We start from the raw sequence: 16,497 nt of genomic DNA, 5'->3' as shown, positions 1-16,497 counted from the left end.
TGAAACTAACAGGCATTTCTATAAATATATTGAGCATCCATTAAACCGTTAACTGAACCACATATAAGAATGCAAACATTAATGATAATAATTATCATTAATGTTTGCATTCTTATATGTATCTTGCTAAAGTGTGTTTCGTTCATTACAGAACAGTTAATAGCTCTTTGCTCTATTCTATTTATAGAGACTTTTTTACGCTAAATATTTAATTCGTTGACTAATGACAGTTACAGCGTCATCAAACTTTTAACCCTACTCAGTAGATACCCTTATTCGTTTACTCTCAATAGCTAAGCCTCTTGGCGATATTTTAGTCATGTTTTTATAACACATATATTTACGGACACGTCTATCCGACAATCGTATGTCAATTTTAGACGTTTATTTATGTGTACTTGCACCGAGAATGCATCCGAAGCATTGCATAAAAAGTGGCTAAAACCATTCACTGACGATGAGATAAACAGGTATTAACGAAATTGTGCGCTTCAAGGAATATTACTTATGTCAAACCAATCAGGTTGCTCTGATTTCTCAGTCATCACTTCTCCAAAAAAACTTCAACGCGTCGTGACTGGTAAGCTTTTACTAAGTATCGCTGTGACTTCTATTCTTAGTAGTACCGCTTTTGCTGCCGAGGGTGATGAGGTAGCTGTGCAAGGGGCGACCGACCAAGAAGCTGTGCCTACAGCTACATTGGATACAATTGTGGTGCGGGCAGCAAGGGACGAGCTAGAACAAGCAGCAGGGCTGTCTATTATTAGTGAAGAAGCCATCGAAAAAGCATCAGTTTCTAATGATATCTCGGAAATTGTACGTAAGATGCCAGGTGTGAATTTGTCGGGTTCATCAACGTCAGGTCAGCGTGGTAACCAACGTCAAATTGATTTGCGCGGTATGGGGCCAAACAACACACTTATCTTAATTGACGGTCGTCCTGTCACTTCTCGCAATTCCTCACGACCTAGTCGTGGGAGTGAGCAAGACACGCGTGGTGACTCGCAGTGGGTACCACCAGGTGCTATCGAAAGCATCGAAGTATTGCGTGGTCCAGCAGCAGCCCGTTATGGCTCTGGTAGTATGGGCGGCGTGGTAAATATCATTACTAAGAGCCCGACTGAGCCAGAGTTTTCTATCAGTGGTCACTATGAGGCACCAGAGAGCGATCTAGAAGGCAGTAGCTGGCGTACCAATATCAATATGGCAGGTGCATTGACAGATAAACTGTCCTCTCGTACGACCCTTGGATATCACGATAGTGAAGGCGATGATCCTTATATCAATGCCAAAGATGCACAGATTGTTGACGGGCGCAGTGGTCCGGCTGCCTCGGTAGCGGCAGGTACTGAAGGTGTCGAAAATATCGATGTACGCCAATTGTTCGAATACGCGATGGATGCGATAAATACTGTCGGTTTTGAAGTGAACTATAGCCGTCAAGAAAACCGCTGGGCGGGTGACTCGCTGTTCCAATCAGTGAATGAAACGTTGATAGACGAATTAGACGGCGAAACAACGAGTAAAATGCAACGCTATGGCGCGGCGATCACGCACCGAGGTGAGTATGATGACGCTAGTAGTAACAGTTTTGTAGAGTATACTCGGACAATTAATGAGCGCTTGGGTGAAGGTAGTGCGGGTGGTGGCGAAGGACAGATTGTCCTACCTGAGGACGGCGAGGATTTTGAATGGACAGAGGCGACTTACGATACGCTGAATGCTAAATCAGAATGGGATATTTACTTTGATCGTCATACCTTGACTGCTGGTGCAGAGTTCCGCGGTGAAAAGCTGGATAACCCAGTGGTATCTGATTTGGCATTTGCAGAGGGTTTTGATTTTGGTGATGTAGAGACCGATCCTGAACAGCGTGATCCAACATCAGACGCTTACCTCATAGGTGCTTATTTAGAAGATAATTACGAGATCACACCTGACTGGTATGTAACTCCAGGTCTACGCTTTGACTATCATAGCGAGGCTGGTAGTAATTGGTCGCCTAGTATCAATACTACTTGGTACTTTAGTCCTGATTGGTCAGTGAAAGGCGGCGTTAGTCGTGCGTTTAAAGCCCCTTCATTATATCAGCTTGATCCAAACTATATTTACTATACTGGTGGCAATGGTTGTCCATCTTGGGTACCTCTTGATGAAAGAGGTTGCCATGTATTAGGGAACCCTGAGCTAGAAAATGAGACATCTTGGAATAAAGAGATTACCTTTACTTATGATGATGGCACTAGACTGAATGCAGGCTTGACTTATTACCACAATGCCTATGATAACCGCATTGGTGCTGGTACGGATCGTGTGGCGGTAGATACAGCGACAAATCGTTCTATTTTTCAATGGGACAATCAAGGTGAAGCAATTGTCGAAGGTTTAGAAGGTTTTGTACAAGTACCAGTTACTGACAATGTTTCGTGGTCTACCAATATCACCAGTAACATCCGCTCAGAGCGAAAAGACAATGGCGAGCCATTATCACTCATTCCTAAGTTCACTGTGAACACGGGTGTGGATTGGGATATTACGCCTCGCTGGAATGCCGACTTTGATGTGAGCTACTACGGCACGATTGAAGCCCCTACGATTTCAGTTACGACTGGAGAAGATAGTGGTGACCCGTTGCTTGATCGCGAACCGTATGCCATTGCCAACGTGAGCACTCGCTATGATTTGACAAAAGCGATTACTGTTGGTGCTGGTATCAAAAACTTATTTGATGAGGGTGTTTATCGTGAGGGTACCGCTACGAACGCAGGTGCACGTACATTCAATGAACCTGGTCGTACTTATGTGTTCGACGTTAGCGTTGATTTTTAGGAGGTAGACACAGAGCTTGTTAAATTAGAAAAAGGTCTGAGCTATTTGCTTAGACCTTTTGTGTTGTTAGGGCAGGTTCTCACTTTCAAAATAAGAACCTGCCCCCGTCAATATTTTTAATAATTCAATAACTTACTATCACAATATAACAGCAGATTTATTTATGTCATTTAATTTTCGCTATAGCTGTCTTTGGATTCACCGTTATACTGGGCTTGCCATGGCAGCTTTTTTAATTATCACTGGTATTACTGGCACGTTATTGGCATTTCATGACGAGCTAGACGATGTCTTCAACCATAAACTGGCTCAGGTTGAGAAACAAAACGCATCACATCTGCCTATTGCAGAGCTTCATGATAAGGTCATCAGTGCGTACCCTCAATATGCTTTTTCTAGCATGCCAACCTCGATAGCAGCAGAGAGGTCGGCTGTATTTTCGGTAGATAGAGCGCGAGGAAAAGCCGCCCAAAACCAACCAAAAGCACCGTTTCAACAAGTTTATGTCCACCCTTATACTGGCGATATTATTGGTACTCGTGATAGAGATGAGTGGGCATGGCACAACACTATGTGGAAAGTGTTTTGGCTGCATCGCGATTTATTACTGGGTGATATTGGGAAATTGCTATTAGGGATTGTCGCGCTCGTGTGGACGATTAATTGCTTTATTGGCTTTTACTTAACGTTTCCTAGAGCGATCAAGAAAAAAGCACAGAACCAAACCTCGCCTAAAAAACGTGCCTCCTTTTTTAAACGTTGGTTACCAGCGTGGAAAATTCGTACCAAAAGTAATATGTTTAAGTTGAATTATGATCTACACCATGCCTTTGGGTTATGGCTTTGGGGGATCTTGTTTGTCATCGCGTGGTCGAGTGTTGGTTTTAACCTAAGAGAGGTCTATCAACCTGTGATGCACGCTGTCGTAGGACTTGAGGGAAGAGGTGAAAGACAGGAGAACTCAAGAAAACCATCAGAAAAAGCAGAGCAGGTGTCTGGTGCAGAAACAGCGACTAGAGTTGAAGCTGTAAACAATGAAGTTGTCGATGACGAGGCTGTTGATGTGGTCAACAAAGCCAATAGCATTGCTTATTTAAGTGAGCAGGCAAACACCGCTGCCCAAAGCAAGGGTATGCTAGTACGAGAGTTTTTAGGCATACGTTGGATTGAGGACGAGGGCCAATGGCAGTTGCGCTTTAAGACAGATAAAGACATTGGTAAAAAAGGCGGTGCATCATCCATCACAGTCAATGCAAAAACGGGTAGCGTTGAACAGGTGAACTTTGGCTACCAAAACTCATCATTTGGTAGCAAAACCAACAATTGGTTATTGACCTTACATATGGGTCATATTAGCCATGGCATCGGTCACTTACTGTATCAAATATTTTTAGCACTGGTAGGTTCGGCTGTGACAGTGTTGTCAGTTACTGGCGTCTATCTGTGGTGGAAAGGTCGACAAAGTCGATTGAAGGCGTTGCAAAAGGGTAGGTAATATAGTGATATTTCTAGGGTATGTTTTTATTTAGTTAGCTATCTGTTGAATCGAAAGCATGCCCTAGTTATAAGTTTAATTGCAAAAATATTGTGTATGCTATCGAGACAGTAAAAATGAAGAAAGCAAACGTCTCACCTATCATGACCCATCTATGCCAACTATTATTTTCATCATAGTTCTTTGTGTAATCTACTGACGAGATGTCTTGAGTAAAATCCATAGGAATAACCACTAATCTTAGACCATATAAAGTCATTCCTAACCAAAAAAAGGTATTTGATATCTCCTTATTTAGAGCATAATAAATGAACAGGCAAAGGCTAATCACTAAAACTAGTAGAGATAGGTTTTTGTAGTTTATCCATCGATTATTTAATAGCGCTCTATGCATCTATACTTTCTTTTATTATTTGCGAAGTTTTTTATTTAAACCGTATCAACAATCACTGGACGACCCTGATGACTTAGGACAGTGACATCGACGTTGTATAAATCTTTCATCGTCTCTTTAGTAATAACGTCAGCAGGGCGACCAACAGCCGTCACTTCTCCTGCTTTCATCGTAACCACAGTATCTGCAAACTGTGCCGCTTGGTTGATATCATGCAGGACGATTACTACGGTTTTTTGCTGATTGTGGCTAAGCTGACGTAGCTCACGCATCAGCCGACCAGCATGATACATATCTAGGTTGTTCAGTGGCTCATCGAGCAATAGATAGGGCGTATCTTGGCAGACAATCATGGCGATCAGCACGCGCTGACGCTGTCCACCTGATAGCGTTGACAAGAAACGCTCGGCAAGTGGCTCAAGCTCAAAGCGTTCGAGGATTTCTTGCACTTTTTGTTGATCGTCAGCGGTCGGTTGCCCTTGATGATAAGGATAACGACCAAACATCAGTAGCTCATGTACGCGTAGGCGCCCTTGCACATGGTTGTCTTGCCCAAGCATAGCAACCGTCTTGGCCAGTGTCCGCGCCTGACAGCTGACAATATCACGTTCCTCATTATCTACAGCGAAGCTCACCTGCCCAGATTGTAGCGGCTGCAAACGGGCCATGACAGAAAACAACGTAGACTTCCCAGCGCCATTAGGACCAATCAAAGCAATTACCTGCGCCGTTGGTAGGGACAACGTAATGTCATGCAAGATTTGTTGTTTGCCAATATGGTGAGAGATATTATTCAGTTTAATCATAGTCAGTCTTATTTAAAAAAGTCTTAGGTTTTTCTTGATGAACAGCATTGGCTAAACAAACAATGTAAGCTAAGTAGTTATAACGAACGACGCTGGGACATAAATATCAATGCTAAGAACATCAATCCGCCCGCTAGCTCTATCACTACTGACAATACGCCTGCCATATCTAGTACTTGCTCAAAAAGTGTCTGACCCAGCACTAAGCAAATCATAGCGACCAAACTGACCAATATCAGCCGCTCGGTGTGATACATATGTCGTGCGATACGATTGGTCAATGCGCAAACCAATAGACCAAAGAAAGTCACTGGACCGACCAGTGCAGTAGCCGTGGCAACCAGTACAGCGATGACAGTTAATAGACCAAATGCTAAACGTTGATAGTTGATACCAAGATTGACGGCTTGTGCTTGTCCAAGCATCAATACATCGCACTGATAACGCCAGCGCCATACAAATATCGCGGTGATGACACAGATAAATAAGCTGATACCTAGTAGCTGAGGGTTGACCGTATTGAACTGCGCGTAGCTGGCAGACTGTACGACCACAAAATCATCAGGGTTAATCAGTCGTGCAATGAGTGCTGATAAACTGCGAAATAATACACCAAAGATAACGCCTACCAATATTAGCCGTGTCAGATCCTGACTGCTTTTAGAAAATAATAGCTTAAATAATAATAAAGATGCCCCAAACATCAGGACAATCTCTAGCGTGAACTTGGCAATAGGATCGAGACTGGTAAAGCTAATCGCACCTAAAAAGAAAACCAGCAAGCTCTGCAACAGAACATAGAGTGAATCAAATCCGAGTAGGGAGGGCGTTAGAATTGGATTGTGAGTCAACGTCTGAAATAGTAACGTCGACACGCCAATCGCATAGCCAACCACCATCAGTGCCAGCAGTTTTTTGCCGCGTAATGGTAGCGCAAAGTCCCAATAGCCATTGACATTGAGCGTCATAAACAAGGTCATTGAGATAAGTAGAATAATAGCTGCTATGGATTTTGGATGGGCAGCTATCCATGCCCAAAGCTTTGCCAACTGACCTTGGGCAGCGGCTGAATACTGACCGTCTGCTGAAGATGAGTTATCTATCGCTGTGCTAGTATTGGTAGTACCAGTCTTGGTAGAAGTAAGCTTAGTTGATGAGAACATACAAAAATCCTATGGTGCCAAGCTTATCTAATAAGGCAAAAATGAACGACGGTAAATGAGTGCTGTAAATTAATACATAGTTAGTAAACATAATGCTATTGCTCAGCTGGCGCACGTAATAACAGCCATAAAAACAGCACTGTACCAACCACACCAAAAATAGTGGCGACCGGCACTTCAAATGGATAGCGAATAGAGCGCCCGATAATATCGCATAGCAGCACGGCTGAAGCACCAAGTAGGGCCACTGCTGGCAAGCTGCGACGCAACTTATCTCCCATTAGACGGCTCACAATGTTTGGTACGACCAGCCCAATAAAAGGAATCATGCCTACAGTCACGACCACGACAGCGCTCATCATGGCTACCATACCCACGCCAATCCAAGTGACTTGACGCTTACTAATGCCTAAGTTTAAGGCGATATTGTCACCCAAACCAACGATAGTCAGCTTGTCGGCAATAATATAAGCTAGCACACACAGTCCACCTGTGAGCCATAGCAGCTCATAGCGCCCTGCCAATACGCCTGAGAAATCCCCAAACTGCCAAACACTCAGCATCTGTAGTGATTCGGTTTGATAGGCGATAAAGGTAGTGACTGCTTCAATAATGCCGCCAAAGACAATGCCAATCAGTGGAATCATCAAAAAATCAGTGGGCGGAATGCGGTGAATGAGCAGCATAAATAGCATCATGCCAAAAACGGCAGCGATGGTTGCCACGCCCATTTTGACAATGAGCGCACTGGCAGGGAACAGTAAACTGACCACCAGTAAACCAAGTGCAGCGCTCTGAGTCGCACCAACCATAGATGGCTCTACAAAGCGATTTTTTAGCACTACTTGGATAATCATCCCAGCCACAGCCATTGCAATACCAGTCAAAATAATGGCGATGGTACGCGGTATACGACTAACCAATAGCAGCGAGCTATCGGAGTTGGCACTCTGAGTCAGAAGGCTCTGCAAGATACCTGACCACGAAAAGTCAGCCACCCCAATAGATAAGCTCAATAACACCAAAAGCCCCATAAGAATGAGGCTTGCTGTATTGATGAACCACGGTGGTATGACAGTACGTCGATGTAACGCATTGCCAGTACCGCTCTGCCAACTTGATGCTGATGGAGCAGTACTGGATTTGAGCCTAGCATGAGTACGGTGTGAAAATAACGACATAATCTCTACTGGCTTAAAAATGAGCAGGGTTAACGGTAATAATACTTACTTGTGCAACAGTCGTTCGTATAGAGAACAACGTTACTTAGCGTTAGTAAAAGCATCTTTGATTGTCGTTAGATCCTGCATCCACTGGTAGTAGCCGCCAAATGCTAAGTAAGAATCTGGGCTCAGATAAACCACTTGCTGCTTGCTCCATGCATTGCTCTGAGCAACCAATGGATTGTCTAATACGGCCTTGGCACCAATACCGTCTTCACCAATTGCGGCACTACGGTCGATGACAAATAACCAATCAGGATTGGCTTTTTGGATATATTCAAACGATATCGGCTGACCATGAGGCGCATCGGCAATTTTGTCATCTGCCATTGATACCCCTAATACAGTATGGATAAAACCATAGCGAGACTTGTCGCCATAGGCTGACATTTTATTGCCATTGACCATGACGACTAGGCCAGTGCCTTTATTTTCTTTTGTTAGACTCTTGGTCTCAGTGATGAGTCCATCGATGTTCTGTTGTAGCTTAGCAGCTTGATCGCTTTTACCAAACAGCGCACCTAGATCATGCAGGCGCTGCTTGCTTGACTCATAGATATTGGCTGTATCAATACTCATGTCCAATGTCGGCGCGATACTTGATAGCTCGTCGTATTTTTCTGCCATGCGTGAACCGACCAAAATAGCTTGCGGCTGCATTGCATTCAACGCTTCAAGATCTGGCTCAAACACAGTACCTACCGATTTTGGATCAGGCTGTGTTTCTGAGTGTAGGTTCTTTAGTAGTAGACCACCAGGCATACCATCGACCGCCACATCTAGCGCCGCCAAGTCTTGCATCAATGTCATGTCATAAACGACAAGTGGCGATGGGTTCATAGCCAGCTCAACATCACCTTTTACAGTATTGACCATGATTTTCTCAGCAGATACAGCGTCGTTATTAGCAACGTTCTGTGATTCATCAGCCATTGGGTTTTCGGTTTTGGCGTCTGCTGGCTCAGAATCATTAGATTCAGGCGAGCTACATCCTGCCACTACCGTAGCTAACAACGCTGTCATGGCAGCAGTCAGTAATGGACGTTTGAAAAAAGAGGCGGTAGGTCTGCTAGATAATAAAGGTGTCGGCATAATGAACTCGGTCTATCAAAAAATGTTTAAGCAATTGTCTAAAATAATTGCAAATGAATAACGCTAAAAATATTAAGTCTGAACGATGCTTGAGATAAAAATCATAAAATAAATAGTCTACTTAGTACCAATTACTAATTTTTCATACGAATAATTTTTATAAAAATAGTATGGGTAGACAAGACAGCGGTTATAATAAAGTAGTTGAGACTCATTATCAATATAAATGATAATGGTTTTTATTAACAGTACTTGCTATATTAAACGCAACGTATCATTTGATAAAAAGATAAGTTTCATAGTAGTGAGGTATAAAGGTAGGCAACGTTCATGAAAATGAGTGTTGCGATAGGTAAAACTATTAAGCAATATTACGTGTCAGAGATGTATTGAATAGCGAAAATATTGTAAATTATTATTGATAATAATTATCGTTTGCATTATTATCTACGCCATTCTACTCTGAGTAATAAACATTAGGCTGTTATGAGTTCAACGGATTTAGACGCGCCACCACTTAAGTCGTTATTGCTAGCTATTGTTGCAGTACTAGGACTCCATGTGCTTGCCGCAATTGCACTAGTGGCAATAAAAACGCCTGAACTCAAACCTGAGCTAAAAAAAGAGATGTCACCGCTTGAGATAAAGTTTGTGTCATTACCGGCAAAAACGGTCTCAACTGAAGTAGAAAAACAAACAGTCACAGCCAAAAAAGAAGTACAGCCTGAGGTACAAGTTCAGCCAGTGCCGCAACCTGAACCAAAGCCTAAAGAGCCGGTTAGACAACCAACAGAGACACCAGTAAAACCAAAAGAGCCTGTTGTAAAAAATGTAGAGCCGAAAGTGACGCCTGTGATAGCGTCAGAAAAGCCTCGTCCTGATACCAGTCAGAAAGTAGCCCCAAAAGAGCCGCTACCGAAACCAAAGGTTGATAACTCAGCAGCTGAAGCACAACGTCAAGCAGCTGCCCACGCTGAATCAGAGCGTCAAGCCAGAAAAGCTGAGCAAGAGGCGCAAGCTAGGGCAGAGCAAGAAGCCAAAAGAGTCGCTGATGCCAAAGCTGCCGCTCAAGCGAAGGCTGCCGCAGAGGCCGCCGCTGCACAAGCAAGAGCTGAGGCAGAAGCAGCGGCTGCTTTAGCACAGAGTAATGAGCCTGTGAGCTTTACTGCTAGCTCAGCCAACTGGGCATCTGCGCCAAACTTTAGTTTTCCTGAGCGCGCCGCACGTAGAGCCCGTTCTGGTGATACGCTCAACGTTGTCTTGGTATTACGAGTCAACAAGCAAGGCGGCATCGATAACGTGCGAGTTGCTCAATCATCAGGTAATCCGCTAGTAGACAAAGAAGCCAGACGTCAAGTGCGATCGGGCAAGTTCAAACCCTTTACTAAGAATGGCGTACCCGTGGTAGGTAATGTGACCCTACCGATCAGTTACGCGATTCCTTGATAACTCACATTTTATAACAACGTATTTATTAATAATCTTTCATTATAAAACTAAACATGATATTTACCTCAGTATCATGTAATGGCATTACACATTAAGGAGTCTGACATGGACTTTATGCAATACTGGCAGATCAGCGACATGGTGACAAAAACGTTGTTCTTTTTGTTGCTTGCGTTATCTATTCTCTCTTGGGTGACAGGTATCGTCCGCGTATTGCAAAGCCGTAAACTGGCGACCAATGTAGCAGATGATTTGAGTCAGCAATTACAAGCCAGGCAGTCTGATTTGGCTGGTACTGATGCTGCTACTCGCCGCTTGGTGACTGAGCAGACTTTGCTCAAGCATATCGGTCGCTATCGTTTTGCTAGTGAGCGCGGTCTGCCGATTCTTGGTACGACGGCAGCGATTGCACCATTCATTGGCTTATTTGGTACGGTATGGGGTATTTTCCATGCCTTACACAACATCGGTATGAGTGGTCAGGCAGGATTAGGGCAGGTTGCAGGGCCAGTCGGTGAAGCACTGATTATGACAGGTCTTGGTATTGCAGTAGCGATTCCAGCCGTGGTGTTTTACAACCTTGCAGTACGTATCAATCGCCGCATAATGTATCAAGCCAACGACAGAGCACATGATTTATTGGCGCAATCAACGGGTCTTGTGGATACGACCAAGGTAACTGCGAGCCATACTGCGAGCGCCTCACAAGTGCACGCTGCACCAAGCAGTCTTTCAACGACGAGTGAGACTCAGCATACCAATAACTACAGTAATTCTGTGCCAAAGCAGCTGTAGATAGTACTAATTCTACAGATACTGATTCTGTAAAGGCTCAAACGACAAGTCGAAAAACCGTCAAAAAACGGCTTGGCTGTGTGAAAATAACCAAAAGCATTGAGAGTAACTATGGCATTTCAATTGGGTGATGACGTACGAAGCATGGATGAGATGAACCTCATTCCGCTTATCGATATCATGCTGGTATTGATGATTATATTTTTATTGACAGCGACCGTGCTGAATCCGACGGTGCCTTTAGATTTGCCCGAGACTAGTGCAGCGCTTAATGAAACGCCGCCAGAAGCGATTCAAGTCAGCATTGATAAAGACGCAGGGATATTCTGGGATAGTGATCCAATTAGCATGGAAGAATTAGAGACACGCTTGCAGCAACAAGGCGCGACTGGTAAGAACCCAGCGGTACAGTTACGTGCAGATAAAGAAGGCAGGTACGATACGGTCGCTCAAGTCTTGGCAGCGGCAAGTAACGCTGGACTGACCAAAATCGCCTTTGTGAATGAATAGCTTAGTAGATAAATACTGAATAACTTAAGCATTGAATAGTTTAAGCACTGTGAGTCATTGCTAGTAGCTTTGACTTTATATTAGAAAACTGGCTAGATAAATCAATAGCCCAACCAGCAAGACAATTAGCACCATTATAATAAAAACAATTAAAATAATAAAATTTTCTCCAACCTCATTAACTACTTAAACCTCAAATTAAGTCGTTAGTGAGGTTTTCTTTTTTTACCAGCCATAGCCAAACGGACGATAGCCGTAACCAAAACCTGCATGTCTGTAGCCAAATGGGTAAGGTGAGCGTAAGTAGTCGAGATCGCGCTGACGAATATAATAGTAGCGCCCTTGGGAGTAGGCTTCTTCTAACTTCTCAATACCTTCTAACGGACAGACAGGTTGCCAGTCATAGCCTTCGCGACCGAGCTTATAAGCATTCAGCTCGGTACAGTAGTTTTTGAGACCTTGTTGACGGCCTTGCTCCCATTGGATGCGGTTAGGGCTGGCGCCACCTATACTAGCGCAGCTATTGGTATAGTGACCGAAGTAGGCACCTGAACGTCCTTGCGAGCCATCAGCGTAGCCGACTTCTTGCCAGTTACTGCTTTGACACTGCTGCGGTGTTAGGCTCTGAGTCGTGGCACAGCTTGCTAATGTCAGTACGACCGCGCCAAGTAGCGATAGGCTCATGCCTGTTTTGCTCATGACTTTATTCATCAGCTTGCGAGCGTGATAAGCGCCCGATGAGTTTGACTCAATAAGATAATTCATAATAAACCTGCGCGCGTTTAAAATTATGGTTTATCATAGCACTTTTTTGAGCTGACCACTTTTCGTATCTGGTTTTTATCGCGTACTGTGCTCGGTAAGTTTGTATACGCTAAATAGCTGATTTAATAGTATAACTTGCTAAATTATCATATGCTTTAAAAGCACTTGCTGTACCGCAATTGGACGACAACGCTTGATTTTTAATGGTTCGTGCTCATTATAAGCCCTTATATATCGTTGTTTATTATCGTGCTAACCGCAATCTGCATGTACTATTTATAAGTAGCGGTTCATTAGCGATATTTACCACTATATCTCTTAGTATCTTTTTCATTTAGTCAAAAGGCCAGACCATCATGGGAACATTGATTGGCGTTATCATTGTACTATTCGTATTAGGGAGTATGATGGCGCTCAAACCGAACGGTATCGATCAGCGTTTGGATAAGCTGCGTATGACCGCACGTCGTTTACAGCTCAATCCAAAGCTCGTTTCGTGCCCTGATTGGATCAAAGGCCGTGACAATGAGTATGGCCGCGGTATGCTTGGACAGTACTGCTTAATATTTGAAGACACTAAACTGCCGCATACCCGTTATCAAGTGATCGATGGACAGTGGCGACCAGACAGCAGTTTTGTTGATACCAGTACAGATGATAAGACGCTTACTATTCCCAGCGCGATTCGTTCTAGTCAAATCAGCAATAATCCGACGGTCAAAAAAACTGATTTTAGCTTGGATCAAGTGCCGTTAGATTTGCCGGTAAGTATTGAACCGTTTGTTAAAGGTCTATTGACCAAGGCCAATAGCATTATTATTTATTGGGAAGATATTGCCTACGTACGTCCAGCATCTAACCCAACGTATCATCAAAAACGGATCGAAGCGGACTTATTAGTGCTCAAAGAAAACCTTGAGAAATGGGCGCTACAGATGCAAAAACAAGCATAAACCTAGTAAAGCGTTTTTTCGTCTCCATTAAAGGGCAATATGCAAGCGGTTTGTTATATTCAAATTATTTAAAGTTGACAGTTTAACGCTTAGCAGTGTAACGTCTTTATAACTATATCTTTATTTTATGGTTATTATTTGTTTTATAACCTTTTTTATCAGCAGCGATTATTACTATAAATAGCTGAGCCATGGTCAAACCATGAGTATCCGCTTCCATAAATTGCCGTGCTGCTGAATTTAACCTTACTTTTAATTTACTTATATTATGGTGTCGTCAAACATGGCAAAAACCACAACCAAAAAAAGTCCAGCACCAGCTGTTGACAGCCCAAAGGGTAAGTCTTTGGTGATCGTAGAATCACCAGCCAAGGCAAAAACGATTAATAAATACCTTGGTGATGACTTTATCGTACGCTCAAGTATCGGTCACGTCCGTGATTTGCCGGTCAGTGCGAGCAAAAGCGCAAAGAAAGCATCGACCGCTAAAAAAGATGACAGTCTGACCAAAGAAGAAAAAGCGCAACAAGCACTGGTGCGCCGCATGGGTATAGATCCAGAGCATGATTGGGCAGCAGTCTATGAAGTACTACCAAACAAAACCAAAGTCATCAAAGAGCTTAAAGCATTAGCCAAAGACGCTGACAAAATCTATCTAGCAACGGATATGGATAGAGAAGGGGAAGCGATTGCTTGGCATCTAAAAGAAGTCATCGGTGGCCCTGATAGCAAGTATCAACGTGTAGTTTTTAACGAGATTACCAAGTCAGCTATCCAAAGTGCGTTTAAACAGCCTTCGAAATTAGACATTGACCGCGTGAACGCGCAGCAAGCCCGTCGGTTCTTGGACCGTGTTGTTGGTTTTATGGTATCGCCACTATTATGGCAAAAGATTGCTCGCGGACTGTCTGCAGGTCGTGTACAGTCAGTCGCTATGCGCTTGGTCGTCGAGCGTGAGCATGAAATTCGCGCGTTCATTCCAGAAGAGTACTGGCAAATCCATGCGGACACGCACATTGCTAATGGTAAAGCCAAAAATACCTCAGACGCTGAGCAAATCGGCATTCGATTAGAGGCGACCAAACAAGGTGGCAAAACTCTAAAGCTTGGTAATAAAGAGCAAACCGATAAAGTCCTAGAGATACTCAAAGCAAGCGATTTTATCGTCAAAGAGCGTGAAGAAAAACCAACGCAATCACGTCCAAGCGCGCCATTTATTACTTCAACCTTGCAACAGGCTGCTAGCACGCGCTTAGGATTCTCTGTTAAGAAAACCATGATTTTGGCGCAGCGTCTGTATGAAGCGGGTCATATTACTTATATGCGTACTGATTCGACGTTCTTATCAGGCGACGCGCTTGCTGCTGTCCGTGGTCATATCGAAGACAGCTATGGCGCAAAATACGTACCAGAAAAACCAAATTTCTATGGTAACAAGCAGGGCGCACAAGAGGCGCATGAAGCGATTCGTCCTTCTAATGTCAATATGAAGTCAACACAGCTCAAAGGCGTTGAGCGTGATGCGATACGTCTATACGAGCTGATCTGGCGTCAGTTTGTGGCGTGCCAAATGCTGCCTGCCAAATATCTATCAGTGAACCTGTTTGTCGGCGCAGACGATATCGAGTTAAAAGCCCGTGGCCGTACCATGGTATTTGATGGTTACACGAGAGTGATGCCACCAGCTAAGACTGACGATACCTTACTGCCTGATGTCAAAAAAGGCGATAAGCTAAACCTAGATAAGCTAGATCCAAGTCAGCACTTCACTAAGCCTGCGCCTCGCTATACTGAAGCCAGTCTAGTAAAAGAGCTTGAGAAAAAAGGCATCGGTCGTCCATCGACGTATGCCTCAATTATCTCGACCATTCAAGATCGCGGTTATGTGAAGCTTGAAAACAAGCGTCTGTTTGCTGAAAAAATGGGTGATATCGTTACTGATAGATTGACGGCTAGCTTCCCAGACTTAATGGATTATACCTTTACTGCTGCGCTTGAAGATAAGCTCGATCATGTGGCAGAAGGTAATCAAGATTGGAAAGATGTGCTTGATAATTTCTATGGTGAGTTTAAAACCACTCTAGAGCGTGCCAAAGAAAAAGACGGCATGCGTCCAAACGATCCGACTGACGTGCCAGATGTCCATTGTGATATCTGTGATCGTCCGATGCAGTTGCGCACAGGGTCAACAGGCGTATTCTTAGGCTGTACTGGCTACAATCTACCGCCAAAAGAGCGCTGTAAAGGCACCAAAAATCTAATGCCAGTCGAAGCATTCGCCAATCTAGATGATGCGGAAGGCGATGACGAAGCGGCAGAAGTTAAAGATTTGATGGAGAAAAAACGCTGTCCGAAATGTGGCACGGCGATGAATGGCTACATCGTAGATGGTGGCCTCAAACTACACATTTGCGGTAACAACCCTGATTGCGATGGTTATATCCTAGAAGAAGGCAAGTTTGAAGTTCCTGGCTCAGATGCACCAACTATTGACTGTAATAAGTGCGATGGGCAGATGGAGCTTAAAACAGGACGCTTTGGTCCGTATTTTGCTTGTCAAAACTGTGATAATACGCGCAAGGTACTAAAAACTGGTGAAGCAGCGCCGCCTCGTATGGATCCAATCCATCTGCCAGAGCTAAAGTCGACCAAGCATGATGATTATTTCATTTTGCGTGAAGGGGCGGCTGGGATGTTCTTAGCAGCGTCTAAGTTCCCGAAAGTGCGTGAGACACGTCCGCCAAAGCTGGCTGAGCTACGAGAAATTAAAGACAAGATGGAGGACAAGTTCCAGTATCTGTTTGCAGGACCAGATGAAGATCCTGAAGGCAACCCAACCATCTTGCGCTGGTCACGTAAGAAAAAAGAGCAGTATATCGGCTCTGAGAAAAACGGCAAGGCCACACGTTGGGGTGTTTACTGGCGTAATGGTGAATGGGTAGAGGAGTAACTATTAGTTAAAACTAATATAGTGCTTTTATAGCGTCAGACTCATTTAATGTACTATAGGTACAATTTACATT

Annotated in this window: 12 protein-coding genes; 7 read left to right on the top strand and 5 right to left on the bottom strand. The window is 43.9% G+C overall.

The window, feature by feature from the left end:
• Positions 1 to 507: 507 nt before the first annotated feature.
• Positions 508 to 2,829: a FepA family TonB-dependent siderophore receptor gene (locus ACS8FA_RS25565; protein WP_439266207.1), complete on the top strand. Its 2,322-nt coding sequence runs from the start codon at positions 508 to 510 to the stop codon at positions 2,827 to 2,829.
• A 220-nt stretch (positions 2,830 to 3,049) separates the two neighbouring features.
• On the top strand, positions 3,050 to 4,324 hold the full coding sequence (locus ACS8FA_RS25560; RefSeq protein WP_439266205.1) for a PepSY-associated TM helix domain-containing protein: 1,275 nt from the start codon (positions 3,050 to 3,052) through the stop codon (positions 4,322 to 4,324).
• Positions 4,325 to 4,753: 429 nt separating this feature from the next.
• Here the strand turns inward: ACS8FA_RS25560 and ACS8FA_RS25555 are convergent, their stop codons facing one another.
• From ACS8FA_RS25555 to ACS8FA_RS25540, 4 genes are all read right to left on the bottom strand, one after another.
• Positions 4,754 to 5,524, bottom strand: coding sequence for an iron ABC transporter ATP-binding protein (locus ACS8FA_RS25555; protein WP_057761234.1), 771 nt, complete (start codon positions 5,522 to 5,524; stop codon positions 4,754 to 4,756).
• 77 nt (positions 5,525 to 5,601) lie between these two features.
• Positions 5,602 to 6,687 (bottom strand): iron chelate uptake ABC transporter family permease subunit, encoded by a 1,086-nt coding sequence (locus ACS8FA_RS25550; RefSeq protein ID WP_439266202.1) that lies wholly within the window; start codon positions 6,685 to 6,687, stop codon positions 5,602 to 5,604.
• A 95-nt stretch (positions 6,688 to 6,782) separates the two neighbouring features.
• The gene (locus ACS8FA_RS25545) at positions 6,783 to 7,868 is read right to left on the bottom strand and encodes an ABC transporter permease (protein WP_413772503.1); all 1,086 of its coding nucleotides are present in this window, start codon (positions 7,866 to 7,868) and stop codon (positions 6,783 to 6,785) included.
• Between the two features lie 81 nt (positions 7,869 to 7,949).
• Positions 7,950 to 9,002, bottom strand: coding sequence for a siderophore ABC transporter substrate-binding protein (locus ACS8FA_RS25540; RefSeq protein ID WP_439266200.1), 1,053 nt, complete (start codon positions 9,000 to 9,002; stop codon positions 7,950 to 7,952).
• A gap of 486 nt (positions 9,003 to 9,488) precedes the next feature.
• On the opposite strand from ACS8FA_RS25540, the gene ACS8FA_RS25535 reads away from it, so the two are divergent.
• The 3 genes from ACS8FA_RS25535 to ACS8FA_RS25525 all read left to right on the top strand — a co-directional run bounded on the left by ACS8FA_RS25535 (position 9,489) and on the right by ACS8FA_RS25525 (position 11,756).
• Positions 9,489 to 10,448 carry an energy transducer TonB gene (locus ACS8FA_RS25535; RefSeq protein ID WP_439266198.1) on the top strand — a complete coding sequence of 320 codons (960 nt, stop codon included), beginning with the start codon at positions 9,489 to 9,491 and terminating at the stop codon, positions 10,446 to 10,448.
• A 108-nt stretch (positions 10,449 to 10,556) separates the two neighbouring features.
• Positions 10,557 to 11,246 (top strand): MotA/TolQ/ExbB proton channel family protein, encoded by a 690-nt coding sequence (locus tag ACS8FA_RS25530; protein ID WP_439266196.1) that lies wholly within the window; start codon positions 10,557 to 10,559, stop codon positions 11,244 to 11,246.
• Positions 11,247 to 11,357: 111 nt separating this feature from the next.
• Positions 11,358 to 11,756 carry an ExbD/TolR family protein gene (locus ACS8FA_RS25525; protein WP_439266194.1) on the top strand — a complete coding sequence of 133 codons (399 nt, stop codon included), beginning with the start codon at positions 11,358 to 11,360 and terminating at the stop codon, positions 11,754 to 11,756.
• Between the two features lie 225 nt (positions 11,757 to 11,981).
• Here the strand turns inward: ACS8FA_RS25525 and ACS8FA_RS25520 are convergent, their stop codons facing one another.
• Positions 11,982 to 12,521, bottom strand: coding sequence for a DUF2799 domain-containing protein (locus ACS8FA_RS25520; protein ID WP_439266193.1), 540 nt, complete (start codon positions 12,519 to 12,521; stop codon positions 11,982 to 11,984).
• 356 nt (positions 12,522 to 12,877) lie between these two features.
• On the opposite strand from ACS8FA_RS25520, the gene ACS8FA_RS25515 reads away from it, so the two are divergent.
• Positions 12,878 to 13,474: a hypothetical protein gene (locus ACS8FA_RS25515; protein ID WP_165598520.1), complete on the top strand. Its 597-nt coding sequence runs from the start codon at positions 12,878 to 12,880 to the stop codon at positions 13,472 to 13,474.
• A gap of 283 nt (positions 13,475 to 13,757) precedes the next feature.
• On the top strand, positions 13,758 to 16,424 hold the full coding sequence (gene topA, locus ACS8FA_RS25510) for a type I DNA topoisomerase (protein WP_439266191.1): 2,667 nt from the start codon (positions 13,758 to 13,760) through the stop codon (positions 16,422 to 16,424).
• Positions 16,425 to 16,497 lie beyond the last annotated feature (73 nt).

Origin of the sequence: Psychrobacter sp. 1Y1, assembly GCF_051847395.2 — a bacterium.
Taxonomy (GTDB): Bacteria; Pseudomonadota; Gammaproteobacteria; order Pseudomonadales; family Moraxellaceae; genus Psychrobacter.
Note: the sequence above shows the minus strand (reverse complement) of the source record. Positions and strands in the feature narration are given on the sequence as shown.